This is a genomic window from Vibrio paucivorans, assembly GCF_054053395.1.
The window spans coordinates 1,123,291-1,140,644 of record NZ_CM133231.1 but is presented as its reverse complement, the minus strand read 5'-3'; the positions used below and the strand labels follow the sequence as shown (position 1 = coordinate 1,140,644).

Below are 17,354 nucleotides of genomic sequence, written 5' to 3'. Positions count from 1 at the left end.
TTTCTCAATGAAGACAGCGGGTTGGCTCACGGGTTTATCATTTATCAGTGTGGTTTTTATTTCAGGGTGTGCTCCTGAAGTGGAACACGCCCAGCCTAAACACTCTATCTGTCTACAATATTCAAAAAATCAGCCTGTTGCGGTTCTAGGCCATAGCCCACAATTAGAAGGCGAGTGGTATGCTGATTGGTCTTATCAACTGAATCAGTTTGCGGCTAACCACCCTGAAATCACCATTGTATCGAGCAGTGAGATAGACACGCTTAACGTGCCTGATTACACCTTGATCATGGCCAAGCGTGGCTATGATGAATTTTGGCTGCAAGAGGCTGTAGAAACCCCTTACTACGATTTTGTAGTTGCCACCTATGCTGATGCACCGATTGAAGGTGTCCTCCAACACTTCACGCTAGAGCCCGCGCCAAATCAGCTTATTAGTGATTACTGCCAATAAGTGTTTTAGCTTGCCGACAACAACCCATCGATTTCTTTAATTGCGATAGTAAGAATGTCCTGCCCTTGCTGGGCTACAAGTTTCTCGGCATCGGAGAGTTGGTGGAAGGCATTGTCTAGTTCAGTTTGATCAAGGCTATCTTGATGTAGCAGCACTTCTTTATAAGTCATCAATCGACGTTGACTCATCATCAGCTGGCTTTTGGGGGTGGACGTTGCAAGTGCTGAGTTAACGCAAGGTGTGGCTGCAATTAGGCGGCGAATTATTCTCATATTGGTATTGAGGCGTTCGCATTCTGCAACGGACAAATCCTGCGCTTTTTTCATGATTTGAAAACCCTTTGAAATTTAAGCTCTTTTTAAGCGGGCGACATCTTATATAAAGTTCATATAACGTAAATACCTGTAGGAAAACATGGACCGCTTTTTGCGTGATAAAGGACAAGCTTGTCCTGAGAGGAGAGATCTATGTCACAGGAACCTATCGTGGGCGTATTGATTAAGCGGCGCAAACAAGCGGGCATTTCACGTGAAAAAATCGCATCAATTGCGGGTATGAGTGAAAAGACTTATCAGCGAATTGAGCGTGGTGAAGCGGATATGCGGTTGTCCCAGTACCGAGCAATCCTACGCGCGTTGGAAATGACAGACCTTGATGTCGCGCTCGACATGATGGACGTGCAGCAGGTCAGTACCGAAGATGTTGCGTCTGCGAGTCGGATGCTTAACAACGAAGCTCGGCAGTTGTTGGTTAAGCTTATGGTGATGATATTTCTTGATAGGCAAGCGGACAAAAGCTAATTGGAAGTTGGGGTCGCACAGAAAACTATACAATAAAGGCCCGCAGAAACGGGCCTTAACGTCGTCTTATTAGAGATCGCGCATAAGGGTCTCGAATTCCTCATTTGCTTCTTGAATAAGGTGGTTGAGCTCGTCGGCATCTTGGCTTGCTAGGGTGACCTGCCAAGGTTTGGCTTGTTTGGCATCTCGACCAACCAATAGAGTCCTGCTCCCTGAACGCTTGAACGACAGATTTTCAAAGTCGGTGTGGTGGTGCTTGTGTGTTTCTACAATTTCAACGTCAAGCTCTCCAATAGGGTTCACTTGAACCAACGCGTGGAGATTGGTTTTTCCTTGAACGATGTAGTTCCTTTGCTTTGCTATCATAACGCCTCCCTTACTGATTGAGTTCCCGCCAGCAATGAGTGTAGAACAAGGAATAATGTTCAAGCCTAAAATAATTAGTGGATTTGATGTTAAGCAAAAGAGTGGTGAAAAAACAGTAAAAAGCCCAGCGAAATCGCTGGGCTTTTTTGTTTGTGTGCGGCCGTTTTTAGCCAAACATAAAGCTGTATAGGAAGCCTGCACCGATCGCCATGCTGAGAATCACAGTGAGGAATGCGGCAATCATTTGGTTCTTAAAGATGGATTTAAGTAAAATCACCTCGGTTAAGCTTGCACCCGCACTACCGATGATCAGCGCCATGACAGATCCAAGTGCCATCCCTTTTTGTACTAATGCGGCGCTTAGAGGAATCACGGCTTCCGCACGAATGTACAGAGGGATACCAATAATAGCTGCGACAGGAATTGCATACCATTTGCCAGCGCCTGCATACTCTGCAATCAGATCCGTTGGTATAAATCCGTAGATGAAAGAACCAATGGCGATACCTAACATCAAGTATGGGAATACTTGTTTAAAGTCTTTCCAAGTCGATAGCCAAATGCGCATCCAACGGCTTGGTTCTTTTTTCTCTACGATTGTCGCTGTAGCGCTACCGTCTGAAGAGCAGCAAGAGACTTCTACGGTTTCCGATTTTTCACCACAGCTAGATTCTTTAGCTATTGCTGGTTTTGCTTCTCCGCAGCTTGACGTCGCGCAACTGCTGGTTACTTTCTCTACAGGTTTGCTGTCGCCACAGCTGGTTCCACAACTTGATGCTTCAGCGGCTTGGTATGCTTCTGGTTTAACGTAGCGTTCGAAGCCAAGTTTCTCTAATACATAGCCTGCTGCAACCGATACGAACATAGCAATTGCAAAGTAGAATACCGCAACCTTCCAGCCAAAGGTGATCACAAATAAACCAATGATCACTGGGTTGAGCAATGGGCTACCGAATAGAAACACCATCATAGGCCCAAACCCAGCTCGCGCTCTTAGCAAGCCCTTTAGGAATGGGATAGTAGAGCATGAACAAAACGGTGTTATTGCACCCAGTAAAGCCGCAACCACATACCCTTTACCGTTTCGAGAGCTCAAGATAGATTGGATTTTTTCCGGCGTTAGGAATTCTTGCAAAATCCCCACAATGTAGCTGATCGCAAGGAATAGGATAATCAGTTCTGTGGCCAAGAACGCAAACATGTCGAGCGCGTCTGTAGCCATGGTCATTAGTTCGTTACTCATAGTGTTACTCCAATTCGATACACTGAGATGATTGAAAGTGCTCTTGTGTTAGATCATCTCAGCGGCTAAGAAATGATTTTTTCATTTCGACTTTTCTCGAATTATAGAAATGTTCACGAGTTGGTCAAGAAATTATTTCGATAAAATTCGAAATAATTTGTACATTCATTATAAATCAAAGTGTTAGGTAGGGAGGGTGAGAAAAAGTTGTTTTAGTTATATATTTCGACTATTATCGAATTATTGACTCAAGAGGTAATGTATGGAACTGGAAACTGTCGCGAAGGCGTTGAAAGAGCTGGGTCACCCAATCCGGCTTTCAATATACAAAAGCGTGGTCAAAGCGGGCTATCAAGGTACGGCAGTAGGACGCTTGCAAGAGCAGCTTGGAATTCCTGGCTCAACGCTTTCCCATCACATTTCGAGCTTGGCTTCAGCTGGGCTGATCAGTCAACGTCGAGAAGGACGCACCTTATACTGTGTCGCGGAATATCAGTGTCTCGAGGGTGTGATTGGTTTTCTACAAGATGAGTGCTGCGCTGATGAAAGCTGCTGATCCTATCCAATTAGAACAAGTTTGGGGCGAGTATCAGCAGTCGTTGAAGTCGTTCCTGTACTCTAAAGTGAACCACCATGAAGATGTGGAGGATTTACTGCAAGAGATACTTATCAAGACTTATCAAAACCTGTCTACGTTGAAAGATGCAGACAGTATCAAGTCGTGGCTATTTCAGGTCGCTAACCGAACTATTATCGACTTTTACCGTAAGCGAGCGCGCAATCAGCGCGATCAAGAATTAGAAACCGATGACTTGTGGTTTGAAAATGGTGAACGAGAACTGGAACAAGAGATGTCTGCGTGCATCGCTCCATTTATTCAGGCATTACCGGAATCTAATGCGAGTTTGCTGTCAGCGGTCGATTTAGAAGGGCAAAGTCAGAAAGCGCTAGCGGAAGCTGAAGGGATAAGCTATTCCACGCTTAAGTCTCGTGTACAGAAAAGCCGCAGCGAGCTGAAAGCCTTGTTTGAGGATTGTTGCCACTTCTCTTTGGACAAAAATGGCAGCGTCGTCGACTATGAACGGAAAGACGACGGCAAGTGTCGTCAATGCTAATCGGATTTTAAATATATAGCGTGACACTCTGTTATTTTAGCGAGCTTTATTATTTGTAATGAGTTGTAAAAATACGGCTCAAACGGCTTTTATTGCAATTGGTTGTTTAAGCCTTATTTATATATTGTCCAAGGTCAAAATCCATTCGCTTTATTTCTTAGAAAATACCTTTAGTAAATTCACTTAGAGATAAAAAGGGAGCGATTATGGAGAGAGTGATCAATACCATCGGTTTAGGTGTGATTGCGAGTAAGTACACCATTGTCCTATTGTTTGCTGGGATTACCTTTAGCACAGGCGTTTTCGCAGCAGAGTTGCTCTGTACGGGGGTGGATGCATCAGAATAAAAATTAGGGGTTAAGCAAACGAAACAATAAATTGATGGGTATTAAAATTATTGAAGCGATTTAATGTCGTTATCCATTTTAATGAATATATTTTCTATAGCGTACTTTTATAATTATATATCCATCAATCTAAACATGTGATTCTAACGAGAATAATAAACTTATCACCCGCGCTTTTTCTCATTTCATTTATCCGCAAACGGGAATGATCTCTCGATCTCGGTATTTTGTCATTGAACTCTCTAGTAAACGCATTCAGACTGATTGAGCGTTAACCACAAGGAGTTAAGATGACGTTATTTGCAAAATTCTGGGTTGTTCTAGCCGTTCTTTTGGCGGGATGTACGACTTCGACTCAAACGCCGTTACCTATTGATTTTGGTATTGTCGTCAGTGGTGACGAAGCCTCCTTTGCGGGTAGTCGCACATTTGCTTGGCACGAGAAATCAGGCGTGATTTCTGTAAAGAACAAACAACGCGCTCAGCAAGCCTCTCAGCTGTATCATGCCTTGGTCGAACAACAGCTTCTTAGTAAAGGTTACCAATTAGTTTCTACGCCAGCTGAAGCTGACTTACTTGTCGGCATTGCCATTGCTCAACAATCACAGCTCAACGATAAGGATATTTTTGCTCAGACTCTACTTTCGACGGGCATTGAAGCGGTAGACAGCGATGGTGATATGGTGGAAAAAGGGTCGTTATATATCGCTATTTACCAACATCGTGTGGAACTCCCAATATGGAAAGCGCTTGCACAGCGCCCATTGGACAATGATGTTGATGAGGAGACGCGCCAGTCGCTCGCAACTGACTTGGTTAAACGTATGATGAACTCAGTGCCAACTCAGCAGTAACTTATCGTTCTTGTTTACCTGTAAGCCACAGCATTTATGCTGTGGCTTTTTAATTGGTCGACCATACGTTACGAATGTCTGGCCAGCCCCAGTTGGTTAATGCAACGTCCTTGAGCACACCGTGAAAGCGTAGCGTTTGCCTATGATGGAACAGTGGTGTGAGGTGATGCTCGGAAATTAAGGTACAAGCAATGGGCTCCAGCGCGTGCAAATACTCTTCTAGTGGCGTAGATGCCCTCAATGATTCTAACGATTCGGATAACCACTGTTGAGCTTGCTCGCCAATCGCGTAATGCAGTACATCGTTACTAAACAGGCTCCCAAACGCCGATGCATGTCGGTTGTCGTCTAGGTTGATATTGGTGATGATTAAATCTTCGCTTAACTCTTTACGCTGCGCTTTACCTACCAAATCGCGATAGGAGTAGATATTGACTTCAACTTCGACGCCTTGTGCTTCCAAAAGAGTCTGAACGCATAAGGCGCAGTTGATGCCTGCAATGTAATCGTAGGTCGCAATGGAAAGCAACTTAGGTAAGGGAGCGACTTGGCTAAAGGGGCGCAAAACCTTATGCCAAATTGGTAGTAGATTACCGGCGAGCTCGCACCCAAACAGTCGACCTTGTTGATGCAACTGGTGGTGAATAGCCTCAGGTGAAAGCAAACTCGCTAGGTAGCGTCGCTGCTCTAAATTGGTCGGTGAGTGGCTTTGCTGGTTGAAGAGCACGAACATACAACCATCTTCGACATGGCTATGTTTGATATCGGAGTCGTGCTGTTGCTCACCTTCTTTGGCGATAAAGTGATTGCACCCCGTATCTAAGCCAGCGCCGGGCTGATTCGTTGTGATCAGCTGCTGTTTGTCTTTTTCCTTAAATAGCCAAATAGATACTTCATCGGTTAATGCACGGCATTCGTAGTATCGGTCGAACGCTTGTAATTTAAGTCGCGATTCGGAGTGCTCGGCGACGGAAAAAGGCCCGCTGCCAATCACACTTAACGTTTGGGCGTTATTTACTTGGCTGGTTGGTTGAATCGAATAGCGAACCCCGGAGATGAGTCCACCAAAACCAAAATCTGGCTTTGATAGTGAAAATACAACCTTTAGAGGATTAGGCGCTGATACATTGCTTAAATGTCCTAGTTCAACTTGGTACTCCGGCAGGCTAGAAAGCTTGGCAAATAGACTAACGATGGCATCTGCATCAATAGCCGCACCGTTGTGAAACGTTAGCCCTGGGCGCAAATAAAAGCTCCACTGGGTTGCTGATTCATCATGCTGCCAGTGATGAGCGAGTTGAGGGCACAATTGACCATGTTTGTTGCTTTGGACTAAGCAGCAATAGATTTGCCTCATTAGGTAGCGCTCACTGCTGCGATGCAACTGGTGAGGAACAAGGCGTTCAAAAGAGCGTTTATAGGTGAGCTGTAAATGCAAACGACCTTCTCGCAGCGAGGTTCCCGATGTATTTTGCAGCAGTCGACCAAATTCAGTTTCATCGTTGTCGAGTATGGCCAGCGCTTTCTCGTATTTACCTGCTGTGATGCGTTTTGTGGCCAAGTGGTGCTTGAGTTCAACCAAATCGTAGTTAAGCACTAAGCTTGAACGTTTATTGCGGCCGACTTGTGGAGACCACGCAAGCCACTCCATATCATGCATTTGATTCATTAAGTTGCGCGCATGACGCAGGCTGGTAAATAGAAGCTCTGAAATGTCGGTTAGAGAGGTTTTGATCTCTTCTCCAACCCCTAGTGGGGTAAGTCGAGTGTAGTAACGCAGTAAATTTAAATCAGACATATATCGAGCCTCAACCAGCCTAGTATTGCTATTTTACCTCAATTTGCAGCAATAAATGCAGAAGTGATTGGGTATGGATTGTTCCTCTTTTAGCTTGAGTGTTTCTTTATCAAGGGCTTACAAAAGGGTTCGGTAATATTGAGGAAGGTGTTCTGATGTCTTTGTCTCGAGTTTGTTCCTTATTTAATACTGGTCACTTTCGCAAAAATGTTAAATTTAATTTAGTGAATCTCTATTATTAAAACCGTCAATTAGATCGTTGACTACCTAATGGTTGAATGTGAGTTCTCAGTGAGGTGATAGATACCACCAAGCAATCAGATCGCAATTTCAGATTTTGCTCCCAATAATTGTGTAACAAAGCATTTAAGTTTATCTAACACTTTCCTATACTGAATTCCTTCATAATTTTGGTCTAGGTATTATGCTTACTTTTGCTTTTGTCGTTATATCGATCTATATCGGCTCGATTGTTTTTATCCGTATCCGCAATAAGGATCGTTTTGGTTTAAAACGTCAGATGTCGGATTTTTCCACCTTTATGGTGCCGATGAATGTTCCTCTTTACTTGCTCTCTAAAGTTCCATTGACCCCTTTTGTCGATCGTAAACACTTTCCGGAACTGGATATTTTGCAGGATAATTGGGAAGTGATCAGAGAAGAAGCGCTTGCTCTGTATGAAAATGGGCATATCGCGATTAAAAATGATCTACCCGCCAGTAGCTTCTACAAAGACAACCGTTGGACTAGCTTTTATTTGAAAGTCTACGATTGTGATATTCCATCCGCTCGAGAGCTTGCACCAAAAACGATGGAATTGATTGAGCAAGTACCAGGCATGAACCTAGCGTTATTTGCGTGTTTGAATCCGGGTAAACGCCTAGGTAAACACCACGACCCATTTGCTTTGAGCTTGCGTTACTCTCTTGGCTTAAGCACGCCGAAATCGGAAGACTGCGCTATTTCAGTCGATGGGCAATGGCACACTTGGAACGACGGTGAGTCAATTTTATTCGATGAAACTTATGCCCACCATACGCATAATGACAGCGACAAACCTCGAATCATATTGATGTCTGATATTGATCGCCCGTTAAGAAGTAAGCTAATCCAAAAAATGTATTACTACTTCGCGAAAACATTTAATAGCTTGTTTTTTGTAGATAATATCGATTCAACCAAGACTGGGCTTGGCAATAAGATTACCCCTGTCCATAAGAGTTACCGCACCAACATGAGAAAGTTTAAGGCTTGGAACAAACCACTTTATGTGACGTTTAAGTTTTGTGCTTTGGGACTGGTTTTATTTGGCTTCTACAATGCGTTCTAGGGCACAAAAGCGTCGCTCTAATCTGCTATAAAGCACCTACCTCCTCCTTAATGGGGGAGGTGATCCCCCTTTAATACGGCTCACCTTCTTCTACCTTCGTCAATCTTATATTTTGTTTTTCGACACTCTTATATATCTAATCTTACCTTCTATATTTTACTAGATTTAATGTATTAAACCTTAAATTAGGTTTTTACTATCAAATAATTTTAAATCTAGTTTACTAAATGAACTTATATTCTCTCTGTTGTTATGGTTCTGTCTGAATTTAATAACAATGGAAGTGTGAATGATGAAAAGTTTTAATGTGATCAATACAAGAATAATTACCGGCTCTTCAGTCATATTTGGTTCCAGTGTGGGGATAGGCTTGATTATTCTTCCTATTCTGGCTGCTAAAGTCTGGTTTTCAGGTGTTCTAATATTGCTAATTATGACTATGTATATTAGCTATGAAGCTAGTCGGCACCAGTTATTGTTGATAGAAGCGAACCCTAATTCAGACTTACGCGCAATAATAAAATCTAACCTAGGTATCCAAGCTTTGAGGGTGGTGGATGGCTTAGTTGTTTTTTCTTTGATACTGCTTATTTACGCGTTTACTTCGATTATCTCCAGTTCGGTGGTGGGCATAATGGATATCGGTGGGCAGCAATGGTGGTTCGCATTCATTTTATGTGTGGGGTTCGCCTGTTTATTGTGGGTAGACGAGAGGTGTATAAGTTGGTTGATGCGCAGTGCTAACCTGATTTTGTTTGGCACAATGCTTTACTTAATGATTAATGAGTGCCCTAGTATTGAGTTAATGATGAGATCATCGCTCGATATTCAGCCGTTGGCTTTGATTGAGTTAGTTCCTGTTTTCTTTGCCGTGGGCTTTGGCTTTCAACAGGTGCTATTCAATATCACCCGATTGCACAAGTGCTGCTGCTATTCGACACTCAAATCAATTCAGATAGGCGTTATGCTCATTTTCGTCATCAGTCTAGCCTGGATCTTTTTCGTTTTTGTCTCCTTAGGTCAAAGCAGTCTTCTCGAGTTGATGAACCAGAGCGTATCTCCGGAAAGCTTTGTTTCTCAACTGTTTCAAAATGCAGGTATCGGTCATCAAGTTGCTTACTTGTTCTTACTTTCGCTGCTGTTGCCTCCTTTGTATGGAGTGAGTAAAGGGCTACTGGATTATTTATTTAGCCATATTGTATATGCCAAACAAACGCGAACTTTTCCGGCGATGTTAAGAGCCAGTTTTATCATTTTTTTTCCGCCGCTATTGTTTATCGCGATAGACCCTAAGGGGTACGTCTTTGCCATCAGTAGTGTGTCGATTTTGTTCGGTTCGGTATGGTGTGTAGTGGTTCCTTGGATGTGCCAGACAGACTCCAAGATCTTCTGTCGCCCTAGTCGCATTAGGGGGAGTTTGGTGGCATGTTATTGGGTGGCCATGAGCTCTTCCTTTGCTTATTTATCCTTTTACTAATCATTTCGATTGCCATTTACTTCGCCTGTCAGGAAGAACCATAATGAATCCGTTGTGGTTTTTTCCTTAAGATAAAGCCTTTATTTCTTACTGTAACTAGCTCGTAACTGGTTACCTGCAGCACGCGGCGCAGTTCATGGATCAGAACGGGGAGGCTACTCGGGCCAACTGTAATACCTTGCCATATGTGCGTTTCTAGCTCGTCTCTCGATATAACAATGTCTTTATTTTGACTCAAATAACACAGTGCCCTTACGATGTTATTTCCGCACAAAAAACTACCTGATTGAGTATGCAGATACACTTTCCCCTCGATGATTTCAAAGCCTTCATATGGGATGTTTAAATCCAGCCATTGTGGAATTTTCTGCAATATATTGCAGAGAAAGCAGGGGATTTCGGGGCAATCTTTATTCGTTAACATAAATTAATCCTACTGAGTGGGGAGTAATTAAATATTTAAATGTTTTTTAATTTATGTTCAATAACATTATTAGAGCTATTGCTTTGTGAGGTTGATAATTGATTATTTTATTTAACCATGTTGATTGTTTATAAATCAGTGGCTTAGGTCTTTTATTTGTAATTGATGGATTGTAGATTTTTTTGATTTTATTTTTTTGATTTTATTTTGTTGTCTGTGTGTTCGTTCATATAACAATTTTAACTGTTCGGATAATAAAATTTAATACCTTAATTGTTAGGCTGGGTGAATATTAGAATGAACATCTGTAGCGAAATATAGCTTGGACTCTAAAAGCTGCAGTGTCCCTATCTCGTCTAACAATCTAACAATAAGGAAAGTTAGAATGACAATGATAAATCTACCTACAAGTAAGTTTGCATATAAGATTAAAGCGGTTGAAAAAATTCACCAATTGACACGGAAAGAGCGTGAAAAAGCACTGAAACTTTCAGGCTACAACCCGTTTTTATTATCCAGCAGTCAAGTATACATCGACCTTCACACCGACTCAGGCACCAGCGCGTTGAGTCAAGAGCAATGGGCGGCTCTAATGACGGGCGATGAATCTTACGCAGGAAGCAGCAGTTACGAAAAGCTGTGTCATAGCGTTGAAGATATTTTTGGCTACCGCCAGTGCATACCCACTCATCAGGGAAGAGGTGCAGAGCAGATATTGCTACCGCTTCTACTTGAGAGAAATTTGGGTAAAGGGTCGCCTAATAGCTCACTTGATAACAAAGTGTTTGTATCTAATTTTCATTTCGATACCACAGCAGCTCACGTTGAGCTGACCGGTTCAACTGCCGTTAATTTGGTGATTGAAGATGCGTATAAGACTGATGTTTCCCACCCGTGGAAAGGTAACATCGATATCGAAAAGTTGACGCTGGAAATTGAGCAGCGAGGCGCCCATAACGTTGTTGCGCTTATTATGACTGTGACCTGCAACAGTATGGGTGGGCAACCTGTTTCGATGGAGAACCTTAGGTTAGCGTATGAGGTCGCTCATCGACATGAAATTCCCGTTGTGATGGATGCGGCTCGTTTTGCGGAAAATGCTTGGTTTATAAAAAGGCGTGACCCGAATTATGCCAATCACTCTATCAAAGACATTGTGTTCGAGATGTTCAAATACGCCGACATGATGGTGATGTCAGCCAAAAAAGACGCCATGGTTAATATTGGTGGTCTTTGTGCCATCAAAGATGACCTCGCTCTGTACCGAGAGGTCCAAGTAGGTTGTGTGGTTCGCGAAGGATTTCCTAGTTATGGCGGCCTAGCTGGGCGGGATGTTAATTGTTTAGCGGTAGGCCTATATGAAGCACTGGATGAAGACTATCTTACCGCTCGAATCGAACAAGTTATTCAACTGGGGCTATGGCTGCTTGATGAGGGAATTCCCATCCAGTATCCGGTTGGTGGGCACGCCGTGTTTATTGATGCGGGTAAATTGTTCCCACACATTCCTAGCAGCCAATTTCCAGGCCAAGCATTAGCTAATGAGTTGTATTTGGAAGGGGGCATACGCTGCGCTGAAATTGGTTCTTTCTTGTTGGGCCGAGATCCGGATACCGGTATTCAAAAAGATTCAGCGGTAGAACTGACTCGTTTAGCGATACCGCGTCGAGTGTATAGCAACGATCAACTTCGCTATGTGGTTGAGTGCATGGTCGCGATTAAAAACCGCGCGCAACAAGTCCATGGTTACGGCTTTGTGTATGAACCTCCGGTACTCAGGCACTTCTTAGCTCACCTAGAGCCGATTATCGCGCCTTAGTGAATCAATTTGGCGAAGGAGTAGCCTCCCACCCACCAGTCCCTTGTGACACTCGCTTCTTCGCCCTTTTTGAACGGATTAGAACCACTGAAACGTCATTAATTAAAACGTTATCAATACCAAATTTGTACCAGTGTGAAAAAGCCCCGCGATGCGGGGCTGGTATCAGCGACGCTGGATTGGTGACTAATCAATCCTAGGGGTAAGTCGCTAAACTTTTAATACTGATTTGAGACCGGCTGCCACTTTATCGACTTTTCCTGGGCCTACGACCACTTGATATCCCGTTTCACTTAATCGGATCACGCCTGTTGCGCCTGCCGTTGTTAGCCCTTGCTTGTTGAGCAGTGACTCGTCTTTTATCTGCAGTCGCAACCGCGTAATACAGTGGTCAACTTCAATAATGTTGTCTTTCCCGCCCAGTGCCGCCAGATACGTTTTGGCGAGTTCAATATCATCGAGGTCTTCACTGTCTTCGTCCATCTTTCCACCGCGGCCAAGTGTCATGAAATTAAACTTAGTAATCAAGAATCGGAATGTGAAGTAGTAAAGGGTTGCCATAAATAGCCCCTGAACGATCAGCATATACCATTGGGTCGCTAGCGGGTTACGAGAAGACAGCACGAAATCAACGAACCCAGCAGAGAAACCGAAACCAGACATCCAACCCATCTGAGCAGAGATAAACATAGATAGACCAGTAAACGCGGCATGGACAACGTACAAAGGTGGCGCCAGGAACATGAATGAATATTCGATAGGTTCGGTGATACCAGTAAAGAATGAGGCCAGAGCAGCCGCCAACATCACGGACGCTACTTTGACTTTGTTCTGCTCCTCTGCACAATGATAAATAGCAAGTGCGGCAGCGGGTAAACCAAACATCATGACTGGAAACATTCCTGCTTGATATCGACCTGTAACGCCTGGAATCGCATCGCCGTTGGCAATGGATTGAGCCCCCCCTAGGAAGTTCGGGATGTCGTTAATTCCGATGACGTCGAAGTAGAAGACAGACTGTAGTGCATGGTGCATACCAATCGTGAGTGTCAAACGGTTTAAGAACCCATAGATACCGACGCCAATGGACTCCAAACCTTGGATCTTACCACCTAGTGCGGTAAGTGCACCAAAAATAGCTGGCCAAAGGAGCATAAGAACGGCTGCGAGTATCATGCCTGCAATGGAAGTGAGAATCGGTACGAGTCGTTTGCCAGAGAAGAAAGCTAAGAATTTCGGTAACTCAATATGTGATACTCGGTTATAGATGGTGGCTGAAATAATTCCGACTAAAATACCGGTGAACTGGTTGCCTACACGCCCAAACGCAGGGTCAACTTCTTCCACGCTTATGTTTTTGATCAGCGAAATCATATCTGGTGATAGTAAAGCCATAAGAACGAGCCACATAACTAACCCTGAAAGGGCTGCTGAACCATGACTATCCTTTGATAGGCCGAAAGACACTCCAAGTACAAACAGCAAAGGCATATTGTCGATGAGTGCCCCCCCTGAGTTTATTAGGAATGCTGCAAGGACACTATCGCCACCCCAAGAAACTGGGTCTAACCAGTAGCCAATGCCCATCAGTATTGCAGCGGCTGGTAAGGTCGCGACTGGAACCATCAGGGATTTTCCTACCTTTTGTAAGTAATCCATTGTTGCCATATGTTTACCCCATAAATTATTTGATGTGTTAGTTATTTTTCGAGGGAAATTATATGGGCGTTTTCGTTCACGAAGTAGGAATAGACGTCATTACTAAAACGAATAATGGTTGAGTTATTTACCCACGTCTAGCGATATATAGCTAGCAAATATTGTGGGATTTCTTATTTTAAGTTGTTGTTTTTATTTTTATTTAATTGTTTTTTTTGGGCTGGTTTGAGTCTTTGCTCTCGTCCGTTTTTATTGATGCTGTTTAACGGTTTCAACATGTAACCTACAAGGCATTGAAACCAAATGACTATTTGTCTTTGTCGTTTCTGCAAAGATAATTTTCGAAAGGAATAAAGCTGGCTTGGTCGAAATAACACCTAGTGTTGAGGAGTCACCATCAGTGAGGTTGCTCGTGATACCTCAATATACAGAACTTCACAATCAACCTATGTGACTAGGCGAATAACTAAAGAGTCAGTGGAGTAACAGTTCGTAAGGGGGGACCTGATTTCACGGAATTGCGAGTAGATTGATGAGGATGGTGGATGAAAAGCAGCGGGTTAACTTCCTTATTTAGAGAAGAGTGTTTCATAAGCGATAGTTACGAGGTGTATATGAGGCTAATACGGAACATATTCGCGGCAAGTTCGACTGTTTTTCCCTCCTGATAACTTGAGCATACTAATAGGGTACTCAAGAGAAAGGAGGTGTGTGATGAGCTTACCTAAATCCGATTCACCGATGGTTGATTACTATCAGCAAAGATTGCAACACGCAAAAAATTGGTGGGAGCGAGCCATGCTTTTGTCTCTTATCGAGCTGTGTAATTGGCAACCAAAATAAACTTAGTAGCATTGGGTGGCACATGCTCCAAGCACCCCCACAAATCCGCCGCCTGATGCTGCTTTCCTTTCTGTAATATCGCTAGCCCAACTATTCTCATTGTCCAATTTATGTTTCAGTTCTTAGGAGCATATCAAGTAATTTGTTATGTGTTCGTGTGCTTATTGGTGTGTATGCTTAAATTAACAAACTTAATCATATTTATGAATGGCGACAAAAGGATTGATTTATGCCACTTACGTTAGACCAAGCTGCTCAGCTAATGAATCAAGATCTAGAACAATTTTTGCTGCGTTGTCCTCTGTCCATCAGTAGTGCAGGGAAGCAAAAAGGTGAAGTCAGATTTTACTTATATGGTTTGGGTGACACTGCAATGGGACGTCATCAAGGAATGCCAGTGAAAGAAGGCCGATTACGTTTATCTACTACTGCGCTTTCGACGACTGCAAAAGCAATTCAATGTATTCATATTCCTGTTTCTCAGTTCGAACAACTCAAGCCTGAATCTATTTCTAAGGTCACTCACTACGATACGGCCAAATTCTTAGTCACGACTCAACTAACAGGCTGTACTTTCGCCATACGCCCGGGCAAGGGCGGCGGGTTAGAGTTTTTACATATCCAACCTAATGGCGACTTTGATGGTAAAAAAGTCCAGCAAGCCGTCGGCAAAGAGTTCCAAGTGTCGTTTGGTCGAGGCTCGCAAAATGACGGTAGCACCTACGATGACAATTCTCGTGTCACCGTGATGGGGGTTCGAGTGAATAATCTATGGAAAGTATACGCGCAGTACCAAGATGGTGATGGCAACATTCTTGGTGTGGAATGTATCTACCAAGAGCCTAGCTCAGTCGCTTACGTTTAGTTTGCTCCAAAACTTTCCTATCGAAAAAGCACCGGTCCGGTGCTTTTTTGTTATCTGAGAAAGAGAAAATGAGCGTTCAACGCTATATCTGGTGAGGTGTTAGCTATGGTAACTTGGCACTATCATGAGTGTAGGATTAAGTAGAAGGTACACCAATAAAGTGATTACGTGGAAACGACAACTAGAGCCGATGAAACATTTGGTGGACTGGGTTTGGTATCTTAAAGTCGAGCGAGATGAACCGATTGACCATCCCCCTCAGTTGATACCGAATGTGAATGCTCACTACATTATTTCGCCTCCAGAGCAACGCTTTTGTTACTACACCCCTTCTCTACAATACCAAGGTAAAGGGACTCATTTACTCACACCAAACACACATACTCTCACGCTCGATGATAGCGCCCCTTTGATACGCCTTGGTTTACGGCTAACACCGACGGCGCTGTATAGATTGGGGCTTAATGAAGCCGGCCAACCGAATCAATGTCGGCAAGATTCTTGGCTTGATGGTCTGTTTCGATTTAAGGACTATCAAGCCTTGCTGATAAAAGGGGATGAGGCCAACATTTTGCACCAAGTCGCCAAGGACGTAGCGCCCTTGCTTGATAAGGAAACCAGCGACAGCGCTGCCCAGTTGGCGGACAAAGCGGTGACGGCTATTGAGCTAAGCCAAGGAATGCAAACGAGCGAGCAGTTGGCGCTTAAGTGCCACACCACAAAGCGAACGCTGGAACGCGCTTTCTCCAAAGTGATTGGTATGAGCATTAAGCAGTATCAAACGATAGTGAAGTGTGAGGCTCTGTTTATGCATTTGTATCAACATCCAAATGAAACGGACTGGGCGACATTGGCGCAGCAATTTGGTTTCAGCGATCAACCTCACTTGATACGACAGGTGAAGAAGCTGTTGGGGGTAACGCCGGGTAAATACCTTAGCATTCGCGACTTGGTGATTGATGTCTATGGGGACTTCGAATAGTTACGCTTTCACGTATCAGCTGTTGGGTGAGTGGGAATCTCCACGCGTTGCAAATATTGTCGCAATTATTCAATTCTGATTGCTTTGGCTTAGGTATATTTCACTTCAAGTCAGGTGCGTAATGAACGTGACCTAACATCTTACTCATTATCCTAACAAGAGACTCATAATTTAGAAGGTAACGCCGGTGTCAATTGCACAATTTAAATCAGGGCAATCTGTTCCATTGATTAACTCGCTTAGCATTAGCTTGATCAAAGCGGATGATCTCATCGACATCATCGAGATGTTTGATAATCCAAATGTTAGTAAATATCTTTTCTTCGCCCCTGCTCCACAAGAAGTGTACGAAGGCTTTTTCAATCCGATCATTGCCAACACAGAGCAAGCGATAGCAACTGGTGAGTGGCCAGACAATCCAACTGCTGTCATTCGTGATGCACAAGGGCAGTTTATGGGCATGACAGGGTTAACTGCGGTAATGTTTTTACAGGGCAATTATGAGGTTGGATATCAATTGCCTGAACATGCGTGGAGACAAGGCATCGCATCCGCTGCCGGGCGATTTATGACCTCAATCGCCTTTAATGAGCTCGAAGCCCATAAAGTGACCGCAGACTGCTACCAAAGTAACATTGGCTCTTACAAAGTGATGGAGTCATGTGGTTTCGTTCAAGAGGGAAGACAGGCTGCTTACTACAAGATGGAACACGGCTTTGATGACCGTGTTCATTACGGAATCACCAAAGCGCAGTATGAAGCTCTCTAACTTTTAGACATGAGCTTGGTATGAACTCGCAGCAAGTTTGGTAATGCTAGGTAAGACACAACAGGGACAATGATTCCCACTGATACCGACGTCACTGCGAGAGGATGTGCGGAAATATACTGAGTAACCCAGGGTGGAATCCAATACACCAAGGGTAACAAAATGATAAAAGTGTAAAACGCCACCCAATGTTTGTTGGGTGGCGAACT

Annotated in this window: 19 protein-coding genes; 13 read left to right on the top strand and 6 right to left on the bottom strand. The window is 43.6% G+C overall.

The features are described from left to right. Positions 1-7 precede the first annotated feature (7 nt). Positions 8-454 (top strand): hypothetical protein, encoded by a 447-nt coding sequence (locus ACXABW_RS20545; protein WP_457525330.1) that lies wholly within the window; start codon positions 8-10, stop codon positions 452-454. A gap of 5 nt (positions 455-459) precedes the next feature. Here the strand turns inward: ACXABW_RS20545 and ACXABW_RS20540 are convergent, their stop codons facing one another. Further along, a complete protein-coding gene (locus ACXABW_RS20540; RefSeq protein ID WP_252032332.1) occupies positions 460-780 on the bottom strand; it encodes a hypothetical protein in 321 nt (106 codons plus the stop codon). 141 nt (positions 781-921) lie between these two features. Here ACXABW_RS20540 and ACXABW_RS20535 point away from each other — a divergent pair, with 141 nt between their 5' ends. After that, positions 922-1,254, top strand: coding sequence for a helix-turn-helix domain-containing protein (locus tag ACXABW_RS20535; RefSeq protein WP_265689768.1), 333 nt, complete (start codon positions 922-924; stop codon positions 1,252-1,254). Positions 1,255-1,323: 69 nt separating this feature from the next. Here the strand turns inward: ACXABW_RS20535 and ACXABW_RS20530 are convergent, their stop codons facing one another. Together ACXABW_RS20530 and ACXABW_RS20525 are read right to left on the bottom strand one after the other, a co-directional pair. Then, complete coding sequence (locus ACXABW_RS20530) at positions 1,324-1,620, bottom strand: hypothetical protein (RefSeq protein WP_457525328.1); 297 nt, start codon at positions 1,618-1,620, stop codon at positions 1,324-1,326. A 166-nt stretch (positions 1,621-1,786) separates the two neighbouring features. Beyond that, positions 1,787-2,863, bottom strand: coding sequence for a permease (locus ACXABW_RS20525; RefSeq protein WP_457525326.1), 1,077 nt, complete (start codon positions 2,861-2,863; stop codon positions 1,787-1,789). A gap of 262 nt (positions 2,864-3,125) precedes the next feature. Here ACXABW_RS20525 and ACXABW_RS20520 point away from each other — a divergent pair, with 262 nt between their 5' ends. The 4 genes from ACXABW_RS20520 (at position 3,126) to ACXABW_RS20505 (ending at position 5,179) form a co-directional block, all read left to right on the top strand. Continuing rightward, entirely contained in the window at positions 3,126-3,419 is a 294-nt protein-coding gene (locus ACXABW_RS20520; protein WP_252032320.1) for an ArsR/SmtB family transcription factor, read from the top strand. After that, positions 3,391-3,978: an RNA polymerase sigma factor SigZ gene (sigZ, locus tag ACXABW_RS20515; protein ID WP_457525324.1), complete on the top strand. Its 588-nt coding sequence runs from the start codon at positions 3,391-3,393 to the stop codon at positions 3,976-3,978. Before ACXABW_RS20520 ends, sigZ begins: the two co-directional genes overlap by 29 nt. Positions 3,979-4,184: 206 nt before the next feature. Beyond that, the gene (locus ACXABW_RS20510) at positions 4,185-4,325 is read left to right on the top strand and encodes a hypothetical protein (protein ID WP_252032314.1); all 141 of its coding nucleotides are present in this window, start codon (positions 4,185-4,187) and stop codon (positions 4,323-4,325) included. A 290-nt stretch (positions 4,326-4,615) separates the two neighbouring features. Further along, on the top strand, positions 4,616-5,179 hold the full coding sequence (locus ACXABW_RS20505) for a DUF4136 domain-containing protein (RefSeq protein ID WP_457525323.1): 564 nt from the start codon (positions 4,616-4,618) through the stop codon (positions 5,177-5,179). A gap of 49 nt (positions 5,180-5,228) precedes the next feature. Here ACXABW_RS20505 and ACXABW_RS20500 read toward each other — a convergent pair whose 3' ends face one another. Continuing rightward, on the bottom strand, positions 5,229-6,977 hold the full coding sequence (locus tag ACXABW_RS20500; protein ID WP_457525321.1) for an SgrR family transcriptional regulator: 1,749 nt from the start codon (positions 6,975-6,977) through the stop codon (positions 5,229-5,231). A 424-nt stretch (positions 6,978-7,401) separates the two neighbouring features. Between ACXABW_RS20500 and ACXABW_RS20495 the strand changes: the two genes are divergently transcribed. Beyond that, the gene (locus tag ACXABW_RS20495) at positions 7,402-8,307 is read left to right on the top strand and encodes an aspartyl/asparaginyl beta-hydroxylase domain-containing protein (RefSeq protein WP_252032305.1); all 906 of its coding nucleotides are present in this window, start codon (positions 7,402-7,404) and stop codon (positions 8,305-8,307) included. A 289-nt stretch (positions 8,308-8,596) separates the two neighbouring features. Continuing rightward, the gene (locus ACXABW_RS20490) at positions 8,597-9,784 is read left to right on the top strand and encodes an aromatic amino acid transport family protein (RefSeq protein WP_457525319.1); all 1,188 of its coding nucleotides are present in this window, start codon (positions 8,597-8,599) and stop codon (positions 9,782-9,784) included. 28 nt (positions 9,785-9,812) lie between these two features. Here the strand turns inward: ACXABW_RS20490 and ACXABW_RS20485 are convergent, their stop codons facing one another. Then, on the bottom strand, positions 9,813-10,208 hold the full coding sequence (locus tag ACXABW_RS20485; protein WP_457525317.1) for a winged helix-turn-helix domain-containing protein: 396 nt from the start codon (positions 10,206-10,208) through the stop codon (positions 9,813-9,815). Between the two features lie 385 nt (positions 10,209-10,593). Between ACXABW_RS20485 and ACXABW_RS20480 the strand changes: the two genes are divergently transcribed. After that, the gene (locus ACXABW_RS20480; RefSeq protein ID WP_457525315.1) at positions 10,594-12,027 is read left to right on the top strand and encodes a tryptophanase; all 1,434 of its coding nucleotides are present in this window, start codon (positions 10,594-10,596) and stop codon (positions 12,025-12,027) included. Positions 12,028-12,237: 210 nt separating this feature from the next. Here the strand turns inward: ACXABW_RS20480 and nagE are convergent, their stop codons facing one another. Continuing rightward, positions 12,238-13,695 carry an N-acetylglucosamine-specific PTS transporter subunit IIBC gene (nagE, locus tag ACXABW_RS20475; protein ID WP_457525314.1) on the bottom strand — a complete coding sequence of 486 codons (1,458 nt, stop codon included), beginning with the start codon at positions 13,693-13,695 and terminating at the stop codon, positions 12,238-12,240. Positions 13,696-14,400: 705 nt separating this feature from the next. Between nagE and ACXABW_RS20470 the strand changes: the two genes are divergently transcribed. From ACXABW_RS20470 to ACXABW_RS20455, 4 genes are all read left to right on the top strand, one after another. Further along, positions 14,401-14,529 (top strand): hypothetical protein, encoded by a 129-nt coding sequence (locus tag ACXABW_RS20470; protein WP_457525312.1) that lies wholly within the window; start codon positions 14,401-14,403, stop codon positions 14,527-14,529. A gap of 229 nt (positions 14,530-14,758) precedes the next feature. Further along, positions 14,759-15,394 (top strand): hypothetical protein, encoded by a 636-nt coding sequence (locus ACXABW_RS20465; RefSeq protein ID WP_252032291.1) that lies wholly within the window; start codon positions 14,759-14,761, stop codon positions 15,392-15,394. A 124-nt stretch (positions 15,395-15,518) separates the two neighbouring features. Continuing rightward, positions 15,519-16,376 carry a helix-turn-helix domain-containing protein gene (locus ACXABW_RS20460; protein WP_457525310.1) on the top strand — a complete coding sequence of 286 codons (858 nt, stop codon included), beginning with the start codon at positions 15,519-15,521 and terminating at the stop codon, positions 16,374-16,376. 187 nt (positions 16,377-16,563) lie between these two features. Further along, the gene (locus tag ACXABW_RS20455; protein ID WP_457525308.1) at positions 16,564-17,145 is read left to right on the top strand and encodes a GNAT family N-acetyltransferase; all 582 of its coding nucleotides are present in this window, start codon (positions 16,564-16,566) and stop codon (positions 17,143-17,145) included. Positions 17,146-17,354: the final 209 nt, after the last annotated feature.

Bases quoted from the DNA above. Each gene is read 5' to 3' on its own strand.
- ACXABW_RS20540 (WP_252032332.1), bottom strand. From the start codon at position 780: ATGAAAAAAGCGCAGGATTTGTCCGTTGCAGAATGCGAACGCCTCAAT.
- ACXABW_RS20525 (WP_457525326.1), bottom strand. From the start codon at position 2,863: ATGAGTAACGAACTAATGACCATGGCTACAGACGCGCTCGACATGTTT.
- ACXABW_RS20520 (WP_252032320.1), top strand. From the start codon at position 3,126: ATGGAACTGGAAACTGTCGCGAAGGCGTTGAAAGAGCTGGGTCACCCA.
- ACXABW_RS20500 (WP_457525321.1), bottom strand. From the start codon at position 6,977: ATGTCTGATTTAAATTTACTGCGTTACTACACTCGACTTACCCCACTA.
- ACXABW_RS20485 (WP_457525317.1), bottom strand. From the start codon at position 10,208: ATGTTAACGAATAAAGATTGCCCCGAAATCCCCTGCTTTCTCTGCAAT.
- nagE (WP_457525314.1), bottom strand. From the start codon at position 13,695: ATGGCAACAATGGATTACTTACAAAAGGTAGGAAAATCCCTGATGGTT.
- ACXABW_RS20530 (WP_457525328.1), bottom strand. From the start codon at position 1,620: ATGATAGCAAAGCAAAGGAACTACATCGTTCAAGGAAAAACCAATCTC.
- ACXABW_RS20495 (WP_252032305.1), top strand. From the start codon at position 7,402: ATGCTTACTTTTGCTTTTGTCGTTATATCGATCTATATCGGCTCGATT.
- ACXABW_RS20505 (WP_457525323.1), top strand. From the start codon at position 4,616: ATGACGTTATTTGCAAAATTCTGGGTTGTTCTAGCCGTTCTTTTGGCG.
- sigZ (WP_457525324.1), top strand. From the start codon at position 3,391: ATGAGTGCTGCGCTGATGAAAGCTGCTGATCCTATCCAATTAGAACAA.
- ACXABW_RS20535 (WP_265689768.1), top strand. From the start codon at position 922: ATGTCACAGGAACCTATCGTGGGCGTATTGATTAAGCGGCGCAAACAA.
- ACXABW_RS20480 (WP_457525315.1), top strand. From the start codon at position 10,594: ATGACAATGATAAATCTACCTACAAGTAAGTTTGCATATAAGATTAAA.
- ACXABW_RS20510 (WP_252032314.1), top strand. From the start codon at position 4,185: ATGGAGAGAGTGATCAATACCATCGGTTTAGGTGTGATTGCGAGTAAG.
- ACXABW_RS20545 (WP_457525330.1), top strand. From the start codon at position 8: ATGAAGACAGCGGGTTGGCTCACGGGTTTATCATTTATCAGTGTGGTT.
- ACXABW_RS20460 (WP_457525310.1), top strand. From the start codon at position 15,519: ATGAGTGTAGGATTAAGTAGAAGGTACACCAATAAAGTGATTACGTGG.
- ACXABW_RS20465 (WP_252032291.1), top strand. From the start codon at position 14,759: ATGCCACTTACGTTAGACCAAGCTGCTCAGCTAATGAATCAAGATCTA.
- ACXABW_RS20490 (WP_457525319.1), top strand. From the start codon at position 8,597: ATGATGAAAAGTTTTAATGTGATCAATACAAGAATAATTACCGGCTCT.
- ACXABW_RS20470 (WP_457525312.1), top strand. From the start codon at position 14,401: ATGAGCTTACCTAAATCCGATTCACCGATGGTTGATTACTATCAGCAA.